Source organism: Acidipropionibacterium jensenii DSM 20535, assembly GCF_000425285.1.
Classification (GTDB): Bacteria; Actinomycetota; Actinomycetes; order Propionibacteriales; family Propionibacteriaceae; genus Acidipropionibacterium; species Acidipropionibacterium jensenii.
This window is the reverse complement of the sequence record NZ_AUDD01000006.1, coordinates 160,981-180,851: the sequence shown is the minus strand read 5'-3', so window position 1 is coordinate 180,851 and position 19,871 is coordinate 160,981. Positions and strand designations below refer to the sequence as shown.

Below are 19,871 nucleotides of genomic sequence, written 5' to 3'. Positions count from 1 at the left end.
GGCCGCCCCGACCTGGACGACGCCGATGTCGCCGACGCCCGGCGGATCATCGAGCGCAGCGGGGCCCGGGCCGAGGTCGAGAAGGACATCGAGAACGGCTACCAGCGGGCCGTCGCGGTCCTCGACCACGCCGAGATGACCCACGACGGGGCCCGCGCCCTGCGCGAGCTGGCCCGCCAGTCGGTGCGCCGCGACTCCTGAGGCTGTGGGGCCGGTGTGAGTGGTGGGGCCGGTGTGAGTGGTGGGGCCGGTGTGAGTGGTGGGGCCGGTGTGAGTGGTGGGGCCGGTGTGAGTGGTGGGGCCGGTTGAGATCTGCCATCCGGAGGGCCGGCAACCGCACAGTCCGCGGACCGGCTCTGTGGTGGCAGAACTCGTCGACGACCTATGCTCTGTCTGGCCGAGGCCGAGGGTCGCCCGTGGGGTGGCGACGGGCCCCGGAGGAAACGAGGAGAACGCTCATGAGATCCGCGATGGCCCTCGCCGCCAGTCTCGCCGGTCTGGCCCTGATCGCCGGCGGCCTGACCGGCTGCTCGGAGTCGGGGACCGGGTCCTCCTCCGGGAGCGTGCCGCCGGCCTCCGCGTCCTCCGAGCAGGTGGCGAAGGCCTATCTCGACGCCGCCAAGTCGGGAGACTGCGCCCTCACCAAGCAGCTCACCGGGACCAGCACCTGGGCCTGGTGCGACGAGCCCAGACTCACCGGGTACAAGGATCTCGGCACCGTGACGACACTGCCGGCCTCCCAGGCCGGGGTGAACCTGGACTGCTACCACCTCACCATCACCGCGACGGCGGCGCCCAAGAGGGGCATCACGGCCGGCACCCGGCCCTGGACGCTGTGCTTCGAGCACACCGACCAGGGGTACCGGCTCTACGAGCAGGGCATGCGCTGACCGCTGCGCCGCGAACGGCCGATCCGCCGAGCCGAACCGGCCCTGAACAGGGGACTCGCCGGGGGGCGGCAACGCCACCATCCGCTGGCTCCCGGGTTCTACACTTCAGAGCACGGGCGAACACGGCCTTCCCCTCTTCCCCGACCGTGTTGTGAGGCAACTGTGAGTATGACTGTGAGCACCGACCCCCTGGTGGGTCGTGTCCTCGACGGTCGCTACGAGATCACCTCACGGATCGCCCGGGGTGGGATGGCCACCGTCTACCGCGCCCAGGACCGCCATCTGATGCGGGTCGTCGCGGTCAAGGTGCTGCACGACGAGTTGGCCGAGGACCAGGACTTCGCCCGCCGCTTCGACCAGGAGGCCAAGGCGGCCGCGCGACTGGTCAATCCGCACATCGTCAGCGTCTTCGACCAGGGGATCGACGACGCCCGCCCCTACATCGTCCTGGAGTACGTGCCGGGGTGCACCCTGCGCCATGTCATCGCCCAGGAGGCCCCGCTGTCCCCGCTGCGGGCCATCGACATGCTGGAACCGGTCGTCTCCGCGCTGGCCAGCGCCCACGAGAACGGCCTGGTGCACCGCGACATCAAGCCCGAGAACGTCCTCATCTCCGACCGCGGCCAGATCAAGGTCGCCGACTTCGGGCTCGCCCGGGCCATCACCAACCAGTCCGTTTCAGCCACCCGGGGGGTGCTGGTCGGCACCGTGAGCTACCTGCCCCCCGAGCTGGTCGTCAAGGACCACGCGGATGAGCGGTCCGACGTCTACTCCACCGGGATTGTGCTGTTCGAGATGCTCACCGGACGCAAGCCGCACACCGGCGACAATCCGATCCAGGTCGCCTGGGCCCACGTCCACGAGGACGTTCCGGCCCCCTCGCAGTGGCTGACCCAGCACGCCGGCGTCAAGGGCCGCCAGATGGCCGGCGCGATCCCCGCATATCTCGACGCCCTGGTGCGCACCTGCACCGCCCGCGACCCCCGGGAGCGGCCGGCCGACGGCCGGGCCCTGCTCGCCCTGCTGCGCTCGGTGCGCTCCTCCCTGGCCCGGGGCCGGGCCGAGGACCCGGCGATCACCGCCCTGATGCACCGGGCCGGCAGCGCCCAGCCCGCCAGCCCGGTTCCCGCACCGACCCGCACCCTGCCGGCCGTCCGGTCCTCCGCCACGCCGGTCTCCCCGGTCGACTACCGTCCCGCCGGGCCCCGGTCGTCGGCCCGAGCCGACTTCTCCTCGCGCGACCAGTCCCAGCACACCCCGGTACGACGCCCTCAGCACACCGCGACTCCCCACACCCAGCGCACCGCCGCAGCCCGGGCACCGCACGCCACCGGCCACTCCGAGCACACCACTGTCCCTCGCACCCAGCGGACTCCACTGCGCCGACCCCAGGAGGCACCCTCCCCCCGGACCCGGCCCGCCTCCCTCCGAGGCACCGGGGACTCCCCGCGACCGGCACCCCGACCGGCGGGTTCCGTCCAGCACCATCGCCCCGCGTCCCGGCCAGGTACCGCGTCCCGGCCAGGTACCGCGTCCCGGCCGGGTACCGCGCACCGGCCCCAGACCGTCGCGTCCCGCCGCACCCCGGTGCCGGCCGCCCGGCGCCGTCGCAGTCTGGTGATGATCATCCTCATCACCGTGCTGGCGGTGGCGGTGGGGGTGGCGGCCTACCAGTTCGGGGTGTCCCTGCGCACCTCGGCGGGTCCGGCCATCACGGTCACCACGACCGATGCCGGCGGTTCCGGACAGGAGAATCCCTCTCAGGAACCGTCCTGAACCACCGTTCATCCGGACCAGGACCCCATGGTCGTTAGATCTTCTCGTTGATCAGGTTGATGGAGAGAGATTCTCCCGTATAGCATTATTCCCATGACAGCTTTTCGGAACCGGCCGCGGGTGTCCTCGCACCTCGCGCCGGCGGCTCTCCTGCTGATGGCGGCCCTGTGGGGGTCGACCCTGGTGGTGATGAAGGACGCCTACACCACCCTGAGCCCGACCGATCTGCTGGCCAATCGATTCGTGGTCGCCGTCCTGGCCTTCGGCCTTCTGATGCCGCGCGCCTGGCGGGCCAACCGGAGGACCGTCCTTCAGGGACTGGCGCTCGGCGCCCTGTTCGGCGCCGGCCAGGTGCTCCAGGGAGTTGGTCTGAGGTCCATCCCGGCCTCCGTCAACGGCTTCATCGGAGGCCTGTACGTCATCGTCACTCCCCTGCTGGGAGCCGCCCTGCTGGGTAAGCGGGTGCCCCGTCCGGTGTGGCTGGCGGTGGCCCTGGCGACCGTCGGCCTGGGCAGTCTGGCCCTCAACGCGGGCGGGTTGGGGGTCAGGATCGGCACCGGTGAGCTGCTGACCTTCGCGGCCGCCGTCTGTTTCGCCGGCCAGATCGTGGCCCTGGGACGTCTGGCCACCGCCCGCACCGTCATCTCCCTGGGGCTCTACCAGATGGTGGGCGCGGCAGCCGTCTGCCTGGTCTGCGCCGCACCCGGCGGTATCACGATGGCCTCCACACCGCACGAGTGGTTCGCCGTGCTCTACCTGGGCGTGCTGTGCAGCGCCGTGGTGGCCTTCCTGCAGAGCTGGGCCCAGGCACGGGTGGACGCCACCCGGGCCGCCGTCGTGATGTGCACCGAGCCGCTGTGGGGGGCGATCTTCGCCATCGGGCTGATGGGGGAACCGCTCACCGCCCAGATCCTGTTCGGCGCAGCCTCGATCCTGGCCGCGATGGTGCTGGTGGTCCGCCCGCCGCACCGCCACCGCGGACCGCGCGCCGAGTCCGCACCGCAGCTCGAGCCGGGAGTCGCGCCGCAGCTCGAGCCGGGAGTCGCGCCGCAGGCCGTGGCGGTCCCCGAGGGTCGCACCGGCCGGGGAGACCTGGCCTCGGCCAGCTGAGTGCCGTCCAACCCTGACAGTCGCACCCGGGCCAGTCGCGCCCGGGCCAGACTCAGTGGCCCGGTGTCAGCGCTCCGGGACCTGCCACGGCTCGCCGACCCGCAGGTCGTGGAACTGGGTGTCGCTCATCTCGTCGTGACGGTGGTAGGCCAGTGACCTGCCGCGCTCGTTGAGCAGCCCGTCGTGGATGAGGAAGGCGTGATCTGCGCCCACCTCGCGCACGAAGTCGATGGTCTCCTTCATCGCCGCCCAGGGCCCGTAGGCCGGGCAGGCCAGTACGTCGACGCCGTGCGGGATCTCGTCGAGCTCGTCACCGGGATGGAACAGGATGGTGCCGAGCCCCTCCCCGATGAGGTAGCCGACATTGCCGATGGCCGGGATGTCGCGATGGATGACGGCATGGCGCCCGCCGACCGCCTGGATGGTGGCGCCGCCGACCTCCATGACGTCGCCGGGCATGATCGGGTCGGCATCCATCTGCGGCACCGCGGCCACCGCGCCGGCCTCGGCACGACACAGTGCCCCGGAGTTGGCGTTGACCAGATCGGCGATGTGCTCGGGGTCGACATGGTCGGGGTGGGCATGGGTGACCAGGATGGCGGTGAGATCGGTGAGGCCCCGCCAGCCGTCGGAGATGTTGCCCGGGTCGATGAGGATCCGGGCGTCGGCGGCCTCGACCAGAATGCAGGAGTGTCCCAGGTGTGTGATCCTCATGGCCCCAGTCTGGCGGCTACCGCGGGGCCCGACAACCGATTCGCGCGGAATCGGGTGCCGGCGCTCCTCTGCGGGACCCCGGAACTCACATGTCGAGGCCGCGGTAAGGCTCCAGCGGGCTGACCGTCTTGCGCTTGATCCGCCCGTCGGAGAGCCTCTCGGCGATCATGAAGGCCAGTTCCAGGGACTGGTTGCGGTTGAGCCTGGGATCGCAGGCCGTCTCGTAGCGGGCGGCCAGGTCGGCCTCGTCGAGGGCGTCCACCCCGCCCAGGCACTCGGTGACGTCGTCACCGGTGAGCTCGACGTGGACACCTCCGGGCCAGGTGCCCAGCGCCTCGTGGACGTCGAAGAAGGCATTGACCTCGGCGCAGACATCGGCGAAGGAACGCGTCTTGAATCCATTGGCGGCCTCGAAGGTGTTGCCGTGCATCGGGTCGCAGCTCCACACCACCTTGCGACCGGAGGACTCCACAGCCTCGATGATCGGGGGGAGCTTCTCGCGGATCGAACCGGCGCCCATCCGGGTGATGAAGGTGATCCGTCCGGGGATCCGCTCGGGATCGAGCAGATCGGCGATCCGGTTGGCCTCCTCACCGGTGGTGGTCGGTCCGAGCTTGATGCCGATCGGGTTGCAGATCGATCGCATGAAGACGACGTGGGCACCGTTGGTCTGCCGGGTGCGCTCACCGATCCACAGCAGGTGCCCCGAGGTGTCGTAGGGCAGCTGGGTCCGCGAGTCGATCCTCGTCATGGCGTGCTCGTAGTCCAGCAGGAGGGCCTCGTGGCTGGCGTAGAAGTCGACGGTGCTGATCTGGTCGTCGTCGACCCCGCAGGCCATCATGAAGGCCAGGGCCCGCTCAATCTCCCCGGCCAGCACCTCGTAGCGGGTCTCGACATTGGAGTTGCGGACGAAATCGGCGTTCCACGCGTTGATCCCGCGCAGGTCGGCGAACCCTCCCTTGACGAAGGCGCGCACCAGATTGAGGGTGGCGGCGGAGGCGTTGTAGATCCTCATCAGCCGTCGCGGGTCGTGGACCCGGGACTGGGCGGTGAACTCGAAGCCGTTGACGGCGTCCCCCCGGTAGCTGGGGAGGGTGACGCCGTTGCGGGTCTCGGTGTCGCGGGACCGCGGCTTGGCGTACTGGCCGGCGATCCGGCCCACCTTCACCACCGGCACCTGCCCGGCGTAGGTCATCACCACCGCCATCGACAGCAGGACCCGCAGCTTGCCCTTGATGTTGTCGGCGTTGACGCCGGCGAAGGTCTCGGCGCAGTCCCCGCCCTGGAGCAGGAATCCGCGCCCCTCGGCCACCGCCGCGAGCTTCTCGCGCAGGTCGTCGCACTCGCCGGCGAAGACCAGCGGGGGGAGCTTGCGCAGGGCGGCGACCACCCGGTCCACCTCCGCGGGATCCGGATAGCTCGGCTGCTGCAGGTGAGGCATGGAGTGCAGGGAGACGAGACTGGGAACACCGGAAAGCATGGCGGTGAGTCTAACCGGTGTGTCCAGCGGACCCCGACGCCGCCCATCCGAGGGCGTCATTCAGCCCTGTTCGTTCTCCCCCGGCTGAATGACGCCCTTCTCCAGGGCGTAGAGGGTCAGTTCGACCCGGTTGTGGAGCTGGAGCTTGCGCAGCACGTTCTGGACATGGTTCTGGACGGTGCGGTGGGAGACGAACAGCTCCTCGGCGATCTCCCGGTAGGCCATCCCCTGGGCCACCCGTCGCAGCACCTCGACCTCCCGGCTGGTCAGTCGGGGGCCGGCGTCCTGGCTGGCGCCGTCGTTCCTGGTCGCCATCCGACGGAACTCGCCGAGCACCAGGCCCGCCAGTCCGGGGGTGAAGACGGCGTCCCCCGCGGCGGTGCGACGCACCCCGCTGATCAGCTCTGCCCGGGAGGCGGACTTCACCAGGTATCCGCGGGCCCCCGCCTTGGCGGCCCGCAGGACGTCGTCGCGCTCACCCGAGGCGCTGATCACCAGGACGTGCATGGAGGGGAACTCGGTGGTGAGGATCTGGGTGCAGGTGGCTCCGTCGGGTTCGGGAATCTTGAGATCGATGACCAGCACGTCGGGTCGGGCCGCCCGGGCCCGGCGCAGGCACTGCGCACCGTCATGGGCCACCGCGACGACGTCGAACCCCTCCGCGGTGAGATCCTCGCTCAGGGCGTCGATCCACATCGGATGGTCGTCGACGAGCATCACCCGATGCGTGCCGGCGGGTGCTGGGATGGTCATGTGGCTGCCCTCCTGACCCCAGCTTCCCATCCTTGTGGCGCCCTGACCAGACCCTGGGAGGCGTCTGGTCCTCCGGAGAGCTCGTTCACTGGCCCGGTTCGGCCCGCGCAGCGCGGGTGGCGGCGATCGGTCACTGCGACCGGGGGACGGGTCGCACTGCCTGACGGCCGGTCGGCACCCGGATCTCCCACTCGACCCCGTGGCCCTCAGAGGTCCGCATCGTCGTCGTCCCGCCCAGGGCATGGATCCGCCCGGCGATGGAGTGGGTGATCCCCATCCGGCCCTCGGCGGCCGCCTGCTCGGCCTGGCCGGGCGACATCCCCGAGCCGTTGTCCCGCTCGGAGATGACGATCGTCCCGGCCTCCTCCTCGATGAGGATCCAGCAGTGCGCGGCGGCGCCGGCGTGGTGGGCGACATTGGAGATGATCTCGACCACGGCCTTGTCGAGCTCGTCGACCAGATGGGCGGGCAGCAGCAGCTCGCCGGCCATCGCGGAGACGGTGACCGACTCCCCCTCATGGCTCTCGACGGCCGCGACCAGATCCTTGAGATCCTGCGGACCCTCGGCCCGGGCCCCCTCCCCCGCCGACATCTGCAGCATTCTTCGCAGCTGGCCGCCCTGCTCATGGGCCAGACGCGCCAGCGCCTGGCCTCGCGGGCCCAGGTCGGGCCCCTCCCGCTCGACCATCGACAGCACTTGGAGGGCGCCGTCGTGCACGATCCTGCCGAGCCGCTCGCGTTCGGCCAGCCTGGCGGCCACCGCCTGATCGCGCTCCCGATCGGCCATCATCCGGCGGATCTGGTCGATCAGCCGACCCAGCACCACACAGGCGACCACCAGCAGCAGGTCGGCGCTCCAGGCCCAGAGGTCCCCGTGACCGACCCCGGCCAGCCCCGGGGCGATCACCAGCAGCGCCGCCAGGAAGCCCAGCAGAGGACCGCGGATGAGGGCCGCCGACAGGGCCGCGCAGATCACCCAGTAGGAGCCGATCCCCTCGAAACTGGCGGTGCGGACCGAGGGCCCCAGAATGATCTGGGAGATCGCGGTCACCGACACCGCGATGAGCACGTCAACGCCGGTGAGGGCCAGTGGCGGTACCGAGTCCCGGCGCACCCACGCCGTCATGACGGCGGTCCAGACGAGCATCGCCGTCAGCACCGCGGCCAACGCCCACGGGTGGCTGCTGTGCTGCCATCGCAGCCCGCCCATCAGAATGGCGTGGCCCAGGAGCACCCAGCGCAGCACGGTGACGGCCCGCTGGAGTCGCCCGGCGGGGTCGTCGCGGCGTCGGGACGCGCTCAGGCGGCGGGTCTGCCGATCGGCGGCATCAGTGCTCATCCTCGGTGTTCCCGTCGGTGCCGGGCCGGTCCGCCTGGTCGGGCCGGTCCGCCTGGTCGGGGCGGTCCGCCTGGTCGGGGCGGTCCGCCTCGTCGGTGACCCCAGGGGTGATCCCGGCCGCTCTCAGCCGGTCGGCCAGGGCGGCCTCACGGGCCTGGACCTTGGCCCTCTCCCTGGCCAGGATGGCGGCCTGAGCCAGATCGGCGGCCTCCACGGCGGCCTGGGCCCGGACCTCCTGACGCTCCAGGATGAGCTGCTGGCGAGCGGCCGCCCGGTGGGCCCGTCGTGCCCGGGAGCGGTCCCGTCTGGCCGCGCTGGCCTCCTGTCGGGCCGCCGGCGCGGGGATGTCCCGGTAGGGCAGTCCAGCCAGGGTGCTGATCGCCTCCATCACCTCGTCGGTGACGGCGCGCAGCACCGCCCTGCTGTGGGGGGTCTCGGCGTGCCGGCTGAAGTCCATCGGCTCGCCGACCCGAAGTGCTCCCCGGTCCCCGGTGATGACCGCCGGGACCACCGGGGCCCCGGTCTCCAGGGCCAGGTGGGCGACCTCGACGTCCCCCTTGAACACCCCGTCCCAGGGAGCGATCGCGTTCTCCGGGAACAGCACCACCAGCCCGCTCTGCCTGAGCACGGCCAGCGCCCGGGACCGTGCGGAGGTGCCCCAGGGCACCGACCGGGTGGGCATCACCAGCCCCAGCCAGGGTCTGCGCCCGGTGGTCCCGCGGATCGCCGAACGGACCAGGACGGCGTCGTCGCGTCCGACGTGGTGGACGGCGAGGATGAGCGCCCCGTCGGGCAGATCGACACCGGTCAGTGCGATCTCACCTCCTGGCAGCAGCGGCGATCTCGTCATCGCGCCCCACCGGCGTCCCTGTCCTGGTGCGGTTCGGGGGCCGGCACACCGCCCGGCCGGGGACGACGCCAGGGGGTCAGGTCCTTGCCCTTGAGGTTGCCGTACTTGACGCGGAACCCGTAGACGTCGACGTAGTCCTGGCCCCCGAGCTGCTGGATGGCGTCCATCACCTCATTGGTCACCCAGCGCAGCACGGCGGCCTCCTCCTCGCGGCCGCGCAGCTCCTCGAAGTCCAGCGGCTTGCCGATGATGATCCCGGGCCGGACCACCTTGGGGATGCCGAACGCGCCGCGGACCAGTCCGGTGCCGACCACCGCTGCCGGGATCACCGGGACCCCGGCCATCAGGGCCAGCCGGGCGACCCCGGTCTTGCCCCGGAACATCTCACCGTCGGCCGACCGGGTGCCCTCGGGGAAGATCCCGACCATTCCGCCCTCGCGCAGCCGGTCCAGAATCGGACGCATCCCCTCGACGGAGCGCCGGCCGCCCGACCGGTCCAGGGGGACCTGGTCGACCGCCTTGAGGAACCAGGCGACCGCCTTGGACCGGAGTCCCCCGTCCCCCTGGAAGAGCTCCTTCTTGGCCGGGTAGGTGAGCTGGCGGGGAATCATCGCCGCCACGATCACCGGGTCGAGGTACTCGATGTGGTTGCAGGCCAGCACCGCTCCGCCGGTGCTCGGGAGGTTCTCCTCACCGACCACCCAGGGATGCCACAGGGTGCGCACGATCGGACGGATCAGACCGCTCCGGAAGAACTGGTACCACATGGGGATCCCTTCTGGACCATGGCCGCCCGCGCGGGGCCCGCCAGCGCTCGTGACTCTTCGGCCACAGACTATCCGGTGCCGCCGATCCCGTGCTGACCGCCGAGGGGGCCTAGGCTCGACGCCGTGATGCCCTCACAACTGCTCGGATCCTGGTCGTTCACCCGCTCGATCGCCGAGCACCGGACCGGGGCTCGCTACCGGGCGCACGGGACGGCCCGGTTCAGTCCGGCGACCGGTGGCCGGGTGCGCTGGTTCGAGGAGGGGGTTCTCACCACCGACGGCGGATCCAGGCCCTTCACCCGCACCCTCTTCCTGGTGCCGGGGGCGCAGGGCTGGACGGTGACCTTCGAGGACGGCCGGTTCTTCCATCCCTGGGTGGACGGGCGGGTCACTCATCTGTGCGGACGCGACACCTATCGCGGCGACATCGCCGGTCCGCAGAGCTCCGGTGCAGGGAACTGCGGCACGCAGAGCTCCGATACGGGCATCCACGGTGCGGGGAGCTCCGGTACGGGCGTTGACCAGGACCGGGAGCCGGCCTCCTGCGACGCCGGCTGGCAGATCACCTGGACGGTGTCGGGTCCTCACAAGGACTACACGATGACGACCGGGTACCGGCCGATCACCGAGTGATCGAGGACCTCTCCGAGGGGGCCGCGAAACCCTCGGTGAGGGTCTGGAAGATCGGGCGGCGGCGAGGCCGGGCGCGACGGGGGTTGCGACGGCGGGGCCAGAATCCGCGCGCCGGGCCTGGCGGCTCGGTGATGGAGTGACGGGCCAGATCGGCGGCCCCGATGAGCCCGGCGTCGGGACCGAACGCGGCGTGCTCGATCTCGGCCATCGGACGGAATCCGCGACCGGTGAGGTGTCTTCCGAAGGCGGTCCGGGCCGGTGCCAGCAGCAGCTCGCCGGCATCGCTCACCCCGCCGCCGATGACGAACAGATCGGGGTCCAGGGCGGCTGCCAGGTCGGCCATCCCGAGACCCAGCCAGTGGCCGACATCGGCGATGAGTTCGATGGCCATCTGGTCCCCGTCCACCGCGGCGGCGGTGACGTCGGGGCCGACGAGTCTGGCCGGATCGTGGTCGGTGACGTGCTCGATGAGACCCTGGGCCCGCGGTGAGCCCTCCTCGATGAGGGCTCTGGTGTCACGCACCAAGGCATTTCCGGAGGCGTACTGCTCCCAGCATCCGCGGTTTCCGCAGGGGCACCAGTGCCCGTCCGGGACCACCGTCATGTGGCCGAACTCCCCGGCCATCCCGTAGCGGCCTCGGAACAACCGGCCGTTGATCACCAGGGCACCGCCGATACCGGTCCCCAGGGTGAGGCAGACCATCACCCTGGATCCGCGTCCGGCGCCGAACCGGAACTCCGCCCAGGCGGCCGCGTTGGCGTCGTTGTCGACCAGCACCGGGACGGGTATCCGGGTGGTGAGCCGGTCTCGCAGCGGCTCGTTGCGCCAGGCGAGGTGGGGTGAGAACCTCACCAGGGCCTGTTCGGTGTCGACCCATCCGGCCGCTCCGATGCCGACCGCACCGATCGACAGGCCGGTGGAGAGCTCGTCCACCGACTCGACGATGGCGTTCTCGACGGCCTCCGGGCTCCGCGAGGGAGTGGGACGTCTCAGTCGGCGAAGGATGGTCCCGGACTCATCGACGACACCGGCGGCCACTTTCGTGCCGCCGATGTCGATCCCGATGCTGAGCACCGGGTCAGCCTACCCGCCTCGCACCCGCGATGGGCATCTCGCCCACGGGAGAGGTCTTGATGCCGGCGCTCGGATTGGCAGCGTGGACGATCTGCCCGTTGCCGATGTACATCGCCACGTGGCTCGGCGGCACGCCGTAGTAGAAGACCAGGTCACCGGGCTGAAGGCTGCCGGTCGAGACCGGGGTGCCGGCGTTGAACTGCTCCTCGGAGGTCCTCGGCAGGCTCACACCCGCCGAGGCCCAGGCGGCCTGCATGAGGCCGGAGCAGTCGTAGGCGGTGGGGCCGGTGCCACCCATCACGTAGGGCCCGCCGACCTTCGACATCGCGAAAGCGATGGCGGTGGCGGCGCGACCGGAGGCCGAGCTGCCGGTCGAACTGCTGGAGGAGGCCTTCCGGGGAGTCGACGAGGCGCTGGTGCTCGGGGCCGCGGGCCGGGAGTTGGAGCGGGAGGTCTGGGCGGCGGCCCGGGCGAGGTTCGCGGCGGCAGCCGCTGCCTGCTCCTGGGCCAGCCGCTCCTTCTCCTGGGCGGTCAACCGGTCGAGGATCTGGTTGGCCTCGTCCTGCTTGGCCTGGGACTGCTTGAGCAGCTTGGCCTGGGCGTCGCGGTTGGACTTGATGGTGGCCCGGTCGGCGGCCGCCTGCTTCTCGAGGGTCTGCAGCAGGCCCTGCTGGGTCTGGAAGGCCAGGAACTGGCTCTTGGTGCGGTCGCTGACGTTCTGCACGGTGGCCAGCTTGGAGAGGAACTGAGCGGAGTCCCCGCTGGTCACCAGCTGGGCGGTGAGGCTGACCCCGCCGCTCTGGTAGTCGTTGACGGCCAACGAGCTGAGGGTGGAGCGCATCGAGGAGACCTTGGCGCGCTGGGCGGTGAGGTCCTTGTTGGCGGTGGCCAGCTTCTTGGAGGTGGTGTCCAGCTGAGCCTGGGCCTTGGTGTAGCTGTCCTGGATCTTTGCGGTCTGGGCCGAGATGGCGTCGAGGTTCGACTTGGCCTCCGAAACCGTGTCAGGAGCGGCGGCAGCACTTCCCTGTCCGCCGACCAGCCCCGAGACGACAATGACACCGCTCAGTGCGGTGGCCGCCAGGCTGCGGCCGATCCTGCTCCGCCTGCCGGTCGAGCAGGGGCGGGTCGCCGAGCTGGTCTGTCGATCCTGTGCCACGTTCTCTCCTCTGCACCACCGGTGAACCGGTGGTCCTCAATGCCTGATGTCGTCGGTGTGCACATGCAAGCGCCCAACCCGTCCGACTGAGAAAATCTTAGACGTTGCTCAGCTCCAGCGCAAATGATCCCGTCCTTCGGCGTCCGCCCTTGTCAGAGCGATCGGAAAGGGATCGGGAGAACGCCGTGGGAAGTGTCGGTGGCGATCTCTAGCCTGAGGATCATGACCGCTCCCGCCGTCCAGCCCTCATTCGACGATCTGGGCACTCCGCTGTTCGACGTCACCTTCTGCGTGGTGGATCTGGAGACCACCGGGGCGGGCGGCGAGGACGCCATCACCGAGATCGGAGCGGTGAAGGTGCGCTCCGGCGTCGTCCTGGGCGAGTTCGCCACGCTGGTGCACCCGCCCTCCCACATCCGCGCCTCGGTCCAGCTGCTCACCGGGATCACCGACGAGATGGTGGCCGACTCCCCCTCCATCGTGGCGGTCCTCCCGAGCTGGCTGGAGTTCAGCCGGGGGACGGTGCTGGTGGCCCACAACGCCCGCTTCGACATCGGCTTCCTCAAGAGGGCCTGCGCCGACGACGAGCGACCCTGGCCCGGCAACACCGTGGTCGACACCCTGGCCCTGGCCCGCTCCTGCCTGCCGCGTCAGGAGGTCGGCGACTTCAAGCTCGGCACCCTGGCGCGCCACTTCCGGGCTGCCACCTCCCCCACCCACCGCGCCCTGGACGACGCCCGGGCGACGGTCGACGTCCTCCACGCGATTCTCGAGAGGCTCGGCAATCTGGGGGTGACCACCCTCGAGGACCTCATGGAGGTCACCCACGCGGTCCCGGCGGCGCGGCGTGCGAGACGCACCTGGGCCGACGGGCTGCCCGAGGGCCCGGGGGTCTACTGGTTCGTCTCGGAGCACCGGACCAGTGTCCCCGAGGTGATCTACGTCGGCACCTCGGTCAACGTGCGCAGACGGGTCCGCCAGTACTTCACCGCATCGGAGACCCGACGGCGGATGGATGAGATGGTGCGGGTGGCCACCGGGGTGCGAGCCCAGGCCTGCGCCACCACCCTGGAGGCCGGGGTCCGCGAACTGCGGCTCATCGACTCCCGTCAGCCGCGCTACAACCGCAGATCCCGACGTCAGGACGCGGTCACCTGGGTGGCCCTCACCGATGAGCCCTTCCCACGGCTCTCGATGGTGCGCGACACCCGCCGATCCGGCCGGATCTACTGGGGCCCGTTCACCGGTCGCGGTCAGGCCGAGGAGGCCACCCGGACGCTGCGCGAGCTCACCGGGCTGCGGGAGTGCACCGGGGCACCGGCCTCCCACCCGCACGGCTGCCCACTGGCGGAGATGGGTCGCTGCGCTGCGCCCTGCCTGGATCCCGAGGCGGCCGACCGCCGGGCCGACTACCAGCGGGTGGTCGACTCCGCCCGCCGGGCGATGACCGACGACGTCCGACCGGTGATGGAGGCCGCCTGCCGGCGGATCGCCACCCTGGCCCTCGCCGAGCGTTTCGAGGAGGCCGGTGACCTCACCCGGCGCACCGGGCTGCTCATCAGGGCCTCGCGCCGCCGCGCCCGGATAGCCGCCCTGGCCGACTGCGAGGAGATCATCGCCGCTCTGCCCTGCGGCGGGGGAACGGGCCGCGACGGCTGGCAGTTCCATCTCATCCGTCACGGCCGACTGGCCGCCGCGGCGGTGAGCCCGGCCGGCTCCGACCCGATGGAGACGGTGGCCAATGCCCGCCGGGAGGCCGAGACCGTCCTGCCCGGACCTCCCGGAGTGCCGGGCTGCTCGGTCGAGGAGGCCGAACTGGTGGCCTCCTGGCTCGAGCAGCCCGGGGTACGGCTGGTGGACATCACCGGACAGTGGGCGTGGCCGGTGCACTGCACGGTTCCGGACCATCAGCAGGCCCAGTCCGTGGCCCGGCTGATGACGCCCGAGCCGACACGACCGGGCGCGGCCCCGGAGATGGACGACACCCCCGGCGAGCGCCACTAGAGTTGTGGCCATGCTCAACGCGATCGTGCTCATCCAGGCCAGCTCGTCGAGAATCCCCGAGGTGGCCCAGGCCATCCTCGACCTGCCGGGAGTCTCCGAGGTCTACTCCACCGCCGGTCATGTCGATCTCATCGCCATCGTGCGGGCGCACGACATGGAGGAGGCGGCGGAGATCATCTCCGACCGCATCAACAAGATCGACGGCGTCGTCGACACCGACACCCACATCGCCCTGCGCACCTACTCCGAGCACGACCTGGAGTCGATGTTCTCGATCGGCGACTGACAGTCGGCCCGGCGGGGATCAGCGCATCCAGGTGAGGACCAGCACGACCAGGCAGACCAGCGCCACGGCGGCGTAGCTCAGCCAGACCCTGGTCCGGCTCGCCCAGCGCGTCCGGTTCCAGACCCATCCCACCAGGGCGCCCACCACGACCGCCCCGATCCCGGCGGTCCAGTCCCTGGAGCCGGCCAGGATCCCCCAGATCACCAGCAGGGCGATGAGGATGATGTCGCCGCGGATGTCCTGGTGCTGCAGGTACTTGATGACGGCCATCGCCGCGAGAATGCCGAAGACCCCGCAGATCGACCCCGACAGGGATGCGGCGACGCCGGTCACCGACAGCGCGGTGGCACCTCCCAGACCCGCCAGCAGGTAGACCACGGCGAAGTCGATGGAACCGAGCATCGGTTCCAGGGAGCGTCCGACCAGGATGAGGAAGGCGGCATTGATGACCGCCTGGAGGATCGACCCGCCGGACAGCGCGAACAGCAGCGGCCGCCACACCTGGAAGTCGAACTGGGGGCTGGCGCCCGCGGCCAGCCAGTAGCCGACCGGCCCGACCATCGAGACGACCGAGATCACCACCGTCACGGCGGCCAGTGCGATGGCGGCCGGAATCTGAGCACCGGATGGTCGGATCCGGTGCTCAGCCCATCTGTCATTGCCGTTCCTCATGTCAGCCTCCTCGTCGCGACCCCGCCGCAGGCTCGGTTGTTCAGCCGGGACGCCGGCCCCGGGGTGCCGGGGGAGGCCGACGAGGCGATCACTCGCCGAGCTCGACGCTCTCGATCACCACGGGCTCGACGGGTCGGTCCATCCGGCCGGTGGGCACCTTGGCGATCTCGTCGACGACCTTCCTGGACGCCTCGTCGGCGACCTCGCCGAAGATGGTGTGGCGCCGGTTGAGGTGCGGGGTGGGGGCGACGGTGATGAAGAACTGAGAGCCGTTGGTGCCCGGGCCGGCATTGGCCATCGCCAGCAGGTAGGGCTTGCCGAAGGTGAGATCGGGGTGGAACTCATCGCCGAACTGGTATCCGGGGCCGCCGGTTCCGGTGCCCAGCGGGCATCCTCCCTGGATCATGAATCCGTCGATGACGCGGTGGAAGGTCAGTCCGTCGTAGAACTTCCCGGTCGTCGGCTTGCCGGTCAACGGATCGGTGTACTCCTTCGTGCCGCCGGCCAGGCCGACGAAGTTCTTCACCGTCTTGGGTGCCTGGTTCTCGAACAGATTGAGCACGATGTCGCCGTGATTGGTGTGCAGGGTCGCGGATGTGGCCACCTGACTGCCTTCCTGGTAGGGGTGTTGGAGACAACTGCTGGTCCCCCGGTCCACAGTAGCGACTCCGGTAGGACCCATTCCGGTTTTCCCTGTCGTGGCTCGACCCCTGCGGCTACGGTGGGTGATGCTTGACCACAAGCCACACACCATCAGGAGGAACTCGTGTCCTGCACCAAGAAATCGCTGCGCGAGGCCGCCGAGCACACGGCCGCCTCGGCGAAGGAGCAGAGCGCCCAGGCACTCGCTGGCGCCACCACCACCCTCAGGGCCGCCCAGGAGAAGGCCGCTCCGCTGGCCGCTCAGGCCGCCGACCGGATCGGACCGTTGACCGAGCAGGCCGCCGAGCGCGGCAGGCGGGCGGTCGCCGAGGCCCGCGAGGTGACCCAGCAGAAGGTCGTCCCGGCAGTGAAGCAGGCCTACGAGTCATTCCAGAAGGATGTCCTTCCCGAGCTCGAGGTGCGCGCCCGCGAGGTCGCCTCCAGCCCCGCCGTCGAGGAGGCCACCAGGCGCGGCCAGGCCGCGCTGTCGGCGCTCAAGGGCCAGACGGCCGGCGCCGGGGCCACCGCAGCCGGTGTGGTCGCCGCCTCTCCGAAGCTCTCCCGCAAGGCGCGCAAGGCTGCCAAGAAGGCCGAGAAGAAGCTCGCCAAGGCCGACCGCAAGAGCCACAAGGTGCTCAAGACCTTCCTCATCCTGGGTGGTCTCGGAGCTGCCGGCATCATCGCCGCCCGCAAGTTCCTGGGCTCCTCCGACGACGGCTGGACCGCCCGCGAGCCCGCCGAGACCTACTCCTGGACGCCGAAGGCGCCCACCACGGAGCCCGCCCCGGAGGCCGAGAAGCCCGCTCCGCAGGCCTCGGCACCGTCTCCCGAGAGCCCCGACGAGACCTCGGGCGAGGCCACCATGACCGAGGAGGGAGCTCCGGCTCCCGAGGGCGTGGAGACCACCGCAGACGCCCCGGCCGATGACTCCTATGTCGGCAACGAGCCCCCGGAGGGATACGTCATCAAGGCCAACAGCCGCTCGAAGAAGTACCACCTGCCCGGATCCGCCGGCTACGACCGGACCATCACCGACATCTGGTTCGCCAGCGAGGAGGCCGCTGAGGCGGCGGGGTTCACCAAGGCGCAGCGCTGAGGCACTCAATCCGCTGAGCCGTTCCGGCACAGCGTCGAGACGTCACCGAGAGGCGGGCGGGTCCGAGAGGACCCGCCCGCCTCTCGTGCGCCCTCGCCGGGGCGAGTTTCCTGTGAATATCGCCCAGACCGTCACAACCGGGCCCTCTCAGTCCACCTGTTCAGGGTGAGAGGGGCTACTGGGTCCCTCCGCCCGACGACGCGAGGACAGTCATGAGCACCCCATCTCGACCGGACCGACCCGACCAGCCCCAGCATCCCCACCAGACCCGCCGGCCCGGGCGAACCCCCGCCGACGATGCCGTCGCGCACCGCTGGGTGCCGTCGGCCCGCTTCGCCGCCCACCTTCGTCAGCTGAGATCGGCCACCGGGCTGCCCTGGCGGGTGCTGGCGCTGGCCTGCGGGGTCTCCCCCCGCACGGTGGACCGACTGCTGGGCGGCGGCCGACCGCCGCGCCGGATCCGGCAGGTCGATGCCCGTCGACTCCTCCTCCTGGACACCCGGGCTCTGGCAGCATTGGAGCTGGAGCTGGTCAAGGCCGACGGCACGACGGCACGGCTGAGGGCCCTGGTGGGTCTGGGCGTTCCGCTGTCGCAGCTGTGCTCCGAGCTGAGGATCGACAGGACCGAGCTCCTCGACCTGATCAGTGGTCGTCGGCGCCGGTGCACCGCGATGGTGCGGCTGAGGACCAGGGCCGCCTGCCAGTCCCGCCGGATGTGGACCTGGAGCGAGGATGTGGGACCCACCGAGTCCGAGGAGGCGGCCTGAGATGTTCGGTGCAGCGCTGTCGTGGGATGTGCTCGCAGCGGCCGGGGCGGGGGCCGCGGTCTCCCTCCTGCTGGCGATCGTGCACCTGAGGGTGCTGGTCCCCCGGCTTCCCGAGCCCGACCCCGACGAGGTGGGGGCTGAGGTGATCGCCGCCAAGCCCCGGTACCGCGACCTGGTGACCCCGGCCCGCACCGCGGTGCTGTCGGTGCTGGCGATGGCGGCCGGAGCGGCCACCAGCCAGGTGCCGGCCTGGGGTCGGGGGATCTGGTGGGTGTGGGCGGGCTCGGTGCTCACCCTGGTGGCGGTGGACCAGGCCACCACCTTCCTGCCCGTCCGGTTGTGGAGATGGTGCCTGGCCGAGGGACTCATCGCCGCCGCGGTCACCGCGGCCCTCGTGAGCACCCGCCCGGCCGACCTGCTGGCCTGCCTGGTGCTCGGCGCGGTCACCGCCGGCCTGTTCTGGCTGGTGTGGAGACTCGGCGCCGGACTGGGCTTTGGCGATGTCCGGCTGGCCGCCGGGACCGGCGCGGTGGGAGCCGTGCTGGGTCTGGAGGGGTGGGCGGCCTCCCTGATGGCGACCGCCCTGACCGGGGTGCTGATCGGTGTCGGCACGACCCTGGTGAGGCGGTTCCGGCCCTCCCCGTGGGGCACCGTCTTCGGCTACGGACCGGCTCTGTGGCTCGGTCCGTGGGGCGCCCTGGCGGTCAGTGGTGCGCCCTGGCAGTGAGCCCAGCGGCACTCTCTGCTGAACCCCTCCGGGACGAGGACGGACCGGGAATGGAACCTCAGTCGGTCCGGGTGGCCCTCTGGGTGGCCTCGATCCAGCCGGCCAGATGCTCCCTGGCGACTCCCTGGTCGACGGCCTCGGCGGCGCGCTCCAGGGGACCCTTCAACTGGTCGGCCAGCGGGGCCTCCAGGTCGGGCCCCTGGAAGGCCAGCAGGGCGCCGGCGGCATTGAGCAGCACGATGTCGCGCACCGGTCCGGTCCGCCCGTCGAGCAGGTCGCGGACGACCTGGGCGTTGAAGGCGGGATCGGCCCCCACCAGGTCGTCACGGCTGGCCCGGGCCAGACCCAGGTCCGCGGGATCCAGGGTGGTCTCGACCACCTGGCGGTCGCGGAACAGCCAGATCGACGAGTCGGTGGTGGTGGTGAGCTCGTCGAGCCCGTCACCGCCGTGGAAGACCAGCCCCCGGGAGCCACGCCTGGCCAGTACCTGGGAGACCAGCGGAGCCATGCTCCGATCGGCGATGCCGATCGCATTGGCCACCGGACGGGCCGGGTTGCTCAGCGGCCCGAGCAGGTTGAAGGTCGTCTGGATGCCGAGCTCCTTGCGAGCCGGCCCGGCGAAGCGCAGCGAGGCGTGGTACAGCGGGGCGAACAGGAAGACGATGCCGGAGGAGGCCAGCACCTCGGGCTGACGGTCCGGGGGCACCGACAGGGCGACCCCCAGGGCCTCCAGGCAGTCGGCGGTGCCGCAGGCCGAACTGGCGGCCCGGTTCCCGTGCTTGACGACCCTCGCCCCGGCTGCTGAGGCCACGATGGCCGCCATCGTGGAGACGTTGACAGTGTTGGCCCGGTCACCGCCGGTGCCCACGATGTCGACCGTCTCGTGGTCCAGGTCGATCGGGGTGGCCCGGCCCAGCATTCCGTCCGCCATTCCGGACAGCTCGTCGACCGTCTCCCCCTTGGCGCGCAGGGCCACCGCGAAACCGGCGATCTGGACCGGGCTGAGATCTCCGGAGAGCACCTGATCCATCGCCCACGCCGCGGTCTCCTGATCCATGTCCGTGCCGCTCACCAGGCTGGTGAGCAGGTCCGGCCAGGTCCGGCCACCTGCGGGGACGGTTTCGGTCGACATAG

The 19,871-nt window shown here is 70.9% G+C and carries 20 protein-coding genes and 2 pseudogenes; 11 read left to right on the top strand and 11 right to left on the bottom strand.

What is annotated here, in order from left to right:
* From H590_RS18630 to H590_RS15115, 5 genes and pseudogenes are all read left to right on the top strand, one after another.
* Window positions 1-201 (top strand): annotated as a pseudogene (locus H590_RS18630) (polyprenyl synthetase family protein); the annotation flags it as partial.
* A gap of 257 nt (window positions 202-458) precedes the next feature.
* The gene (locus tag H590_RS0105735) at window positions 459-890 is read left to right on the top strand and encodes a hypothetical protein (RefSeq protein ID WP_028702810.1); all 432 of its coding nucleotides are present in this window, start codon (window positions 459-461) and stop codon (window positions 888-890) included.
* 168 nt (window positions 891-1,058) lie between these two features.
* A pseudogene (locus tag H590_RS15120) lies at window positions 1,059-2,310 on the top strand (protein kinase domain-containing protein); the annotation flags it as partial.
* Window positions 2,311-2,510: 200 nt separating this feature from the next.
* On the top strand, window positions 2,511-2,666 hold the full coding sequence (locus H590_RS19405) for a hypothetical protein (protein ID WP_301474132.1): 156 nt from the start codon (window positions 2,511-2,513) through the stop codon (window positions 2,664-2,666).
* A gap of 156 nt (window positions 2,667-2,822) precedes the next feature.
* On the top strand, window positions 2,823-3,776 hold the full coding sequence (locus tag H590_RS15115; RefSeq protein ID WP_084149300.1) for a DMT family transporter: 954 nt from the start codon (window positions 2,823-2,825) through the stop codon (window positions 3,774-3,776).
* 66 nt (window positions 3,777-3,842) lie between these two features.
* Here the strand turns inward: H590_RS15115 and H590_RS0105720 are convergent, their stop codons facing one another.
* The 6 genes from H590_RS0105720 to H590_RS0105695 all read right to left on the bottom strand — a co-directional run bounded on the left by H590_RS0105720 (window position 3,843) and on the right by H590_RS0105695 (window position 9,679).
* Entirely contained in the window at window positions 3,843-4,490 is a 648-nt protein-coding gene (locus H590_RS0105720; RefSeq protein ID WP_028702809.1) for an MBL fold metallo-hydrolase, read from the bottom strand.
* An 85-nt stretch (window positions 4,491-4,575) separates the two neighbouring features.
* The gene (locus H590_RS0105715; protein WP_028702808.1) at window positions 4,576-5,970 is read right to left on the bottom strand and encodes a class II 3-deoxy-7-phosphoheptulonate synthase; all 1,395 of its coding nucleotides are present in this window, start codon (window positions 5,968-5,970) and stop codon (window positions 4,576-4,578) included.
* 60 nt (window positions 5,971-6,030) lie between these two features.
* Complete coding sequence (locus H590_RS0105710; RefSeq protein ID WP_036981193.1) at window positions 6,031-6,723, bottom strand: response regulator; 693 nt, start codon at window positions 6,721-6,723, stop codon at window positions 6,031-6,033.
* A gap of 130 nt (window positions 6,724-6,853) precedes the next feature.
* Entirely contained in the window at window positions 6,854-8,062 is a 1,209-nt protein-coding gene (locus H590_RS17210) for an ATP-binding protein (protein ID WP_051238215.1), read from the bottom strand.
* Window positions 8,052-8,912 (bottom strand): lysophospholipid acyltransferase family protein, encoded by an 861-nt coding sequence (locus H590_RS18885; protein WP_051238214.1) that lies wholly within the window; start codon window positions 8,910-8,912, stop codon window positions 8,052-8,054. Before H590_RS18885 ends, H590_RS17210 begins: the two co-directional genes overlap by 11 nt.
* Window positions 8,909-9,679, bottom strand: a complete 771-nt coding sequence (locus tag H590_RS0105695; RefSeq protein WP_028702806.1) for a lysophospholipid acyltransferase family protein — start codon at window positions 9,677-9,679, stop codon at window positions 8,909-8,911. The genes H590_RS18885 and H590_RS0105695 overlap by 4 nt, the downstream gene beginning before the upstream one ends.
* A gap of 126 nt (window positions 9,680-9,805) precedes the next feature.
* Here H590_RS0105695 and H590_RS17200 point away from each other — a divergent pair, with 126 nt between their 5' ends.
* Complete coding sequence (locus H590_RS17200) at window positions 9,806-10,312, top strand: DUF6314 family protein (protein WP_051238213.1); 507 nt, start codon at window positions 9,806-9,808, stop codon at window positions 10,310-10,312.
* On the opposite strand, the gene H590_RS0105685 is transcribed toward H590_RS17200, so the two are convergent.
* Window positions 10,302-11,387 carry an ROK family glucokinase gene (locus H590_RS0105685; RefSeq protein WP_028702805.1) on the bottom strand — a complete coding sequence of 362 codons (1,086 nt, stop codon included), beginning with the start codon at window positions 11,385-11,387 and terminating at the stop codon, window positions 10,302-10,304. The genes H590_RS17200 and H590_RS0105685 overlap by 11 nt on opposite strands.
* 4 nt (window positions 11,388-11,391) lie before the next feature.
* Window positions 11,392-12,543: a C40 family peptidase gene (locus tag H590_RS0105680; protein ID WP_084149296.1), complete on the bottom strand. Its 1,152-nt coding sequence runs from the start codon at window positions 12,541-12,543 to the stop codon at window positions 11,392-11,394.
* Window positions 12,544-12,765: 222 nt separating this feature from the next.
* Between H590_RS0105680 and H590_RS15095 the strand changes: the two genes are divergently transcribed.
* Window positions 12,766-14,547 carry a DEDD exonuclease domain-containing protein gene (locus tag H590_RS15095; RefSeq protein ID WP_071161707.1) on the top strand — a complete coding sequence of 594 codons (1,782 nt, stop codon included), beginning with the start codon at window positions 12,766-12,768 and terminating at the stop codon, window positions 14,545-14,547.
* A 10-nt stretch (window positions 14,548-14,557) separates the two neighbouring features.
* A complete protein-coding gene (locus H590_RS0105670; protein ID WP_028702803.1) occupies window positions 14,558-14,833 on the top strand; it encodes an Lrp/AsnC family transcriptional regulator in 276 nt (91 codons plus the stop codon).
* An 18-nt stretch (window positions 14,834-14,851) separates the two neighbouring features.
* Here the strand turns inward: H590_RS0105670 and H590_RS0105665 are convergent, their stop codons facing one another.
* Both H590_RS0105665 and H590_RS0105660 read right to left on the bottom strand, forming a co-directional pair.
* Window positions 14,852-15,430 (bottom strand): rhomboid family intramembrane serine protease, encoded by a 579-nt coding sequence (locus H590_RS0105665; RefSeq protein WP_028702802.1) that lies wholly within the window; start codon window positions 15,428-15,430, stop codon window positions 14,852-14,854.
* Window positions 15,431-15,593: 163 nt separating this feature from the next.
* A complete protein-coding gene (locus H590_RS0105660) occupies window positions 15,594-16,109 on the bottom strand; it encodes a peptidylprolyl isomerase (protein ID WP_028702801.1) in 516 nt (171 codons plus the stop codon).
* A 162-nt stretch (window positions 16,110-16,271) separates the two neighbouring features.
* On the opposite strand from H590_RS0105660, the gene H590_RS0105655 reads away from it, so the two are divergent.
* The 3 genes from H590_RS0105655 (at window position 16,272) to H590_RS0105645 (ending at window position 18,737) form a co-directional block, all read left to right on the top strand.
* Window positions 16,272-17,243, top strand: a complete 972-nt coding sequence (locus tag H590_RS0105655; protein WP_028702800.1) for a sunset domain-containing protein — start codon at window positions 16,272-16,274, stop codon at window positions 17,241-17,243.
* Window positions 17,244-17,455: 212 nt separating this feature from the next.
* Complete coding sequence (locus tag H590_RS15090) at window positions 17,456-18,010, top strand: transcriptional regulator (protein WP_051238211.1); 555 nt, start codon at window positions 17,456-17,458, stop codon at window positions 18,008-18,010.
* A gap of 1 nt (window position 18,011) precedes the next feature.
* On the top strand, window positions 18,012-18,737 hold the full coding sequence (locus tag H590_RS0105645) for a prepilin peptidase (RefSeq protein ID WP_051238210.1): 726 nt from the start codon (window positions 18,012-18,014) through the stop codon (window positions 18,735-18,737).
* 58 nt (window positions 18,738-18,795) lie between these two features.
* Here H590_RS0105645 and trpD read toward each other — a convergent pair whose 3' ends face one another.
* Window positions 18,796-19,869: an anthranilate phosphoribosyltransferase gene (gene trpD, locus H590_RS0105640; RefSeq protein WP_028702798.1), complete on the bottom strand. Its 1,074-nt coding sequence runs from the start codon at window positions 19,867-19,869 to the stop codon at window positions 18,796-18,798.
* Window positions 19,870-19,871: the final 2 nt, after the last annotated feature.

Coding starts and splice junctions, on each gene's coding strand:
- H590_RS17210 (WP_051238215.1), bottom strand. CDS start 8,062: ATGAGCACTGATGCCGCCGATCGGCAGACCCGCCGCCTGAGCGCGTCC.
- H590_RS17200 (WP_051238213.1), top strand. CDS start 9,806: ATGCCCTCACAACTGCTCGGATCCTGGTCGTTCACCCGCTCGATCGCC.
- H590_RS0105670 (WP_028702803.1), top strand. CDS start 14,558: ATGCTCAACGCGATCGTGCTCATCCAGGCCAGCTCGTCGAGAATCCCC.
- H590_RS19405 (WP_301474132.1), top strand. CDS start 2,511: ATGATCATCCTCATCACCGTGCTGGCGGTGGCGGTGGGGGTGGCGGCC.
- H590_RS0105715 (WP_028702808.1), bottom strand. CDS start 5,970: ATGCTTTCCGGTGTTCCCAGTCTCGTCTCCCTGCACTCCATGCCTCAC.
- H590_RS15095 (WP_071161707.1), top strand. CDS start 12,766: ATGACCGCTCCCGCCGTCCAGCCCTCATTCGACGATCTGGGCACTCCG.
- H590_RS0105710 (WP_036981193.1), bottom strand. CDS start 6,723: ATGACCATCCCAGCACCCGCCGGCACGCATCGGGTGATGCTCGTCGAC.
- H590_RS0105645 (WP_051238210.1), top strand. CDS start 18,012: ATGTTCGGTGCAGCGCTGTCGTGGGATGTGCTCGCAGCGGCCGGGGCG.
- H590_RS15115 (WP_084149300.1), top strand. CDS start 2,823: ATGGCGGCCCTGTGGGGGTCGACCCTGGTGGTGATGAAGGACGCCTAC.
- H590_RS15090 (WP_051238211.1), top strand. CDS start 17,456: ATGAGCACCCCATCTCGACCGGACCGACCCGACCAGCCCCAGCATCCC.
- trpD (WP_028702798.1), bottom strand. CDS start 19,869: ATGTCGACCGAAACCGTCCCCGCAGGTGGCCGGACCTGGCCGGACCTG.
- H590_RS0105735 (WP_028702810.1), top strand. CDS start 459: ATGAGATCCGCGATGGCCCTCGCCGCCAGTCTCGCCGGTCTGGCCCTG.
- H590_RS0105695 (WP_028702806.1), bottom strand. CDS start 9,679: ATGTGGTACCAGTTCTTCCGGAGCGGTCTGATCCGTCCGATCGTGCGC.
- H590_RS18885 (WP_051238214.1), bottom strand. CDS start 8,912: ATGACGAGATCGCCGCTGCTGCCAGGAGGTGAGATCGCACTGACCGGT.
- H590_RS0105720 (WP_028702809.1), bottom strand. CDS start 4,490: ATGAGGATCACACACCTGGGACACTCCTGCATTCTGGTCGAGGCCGCC.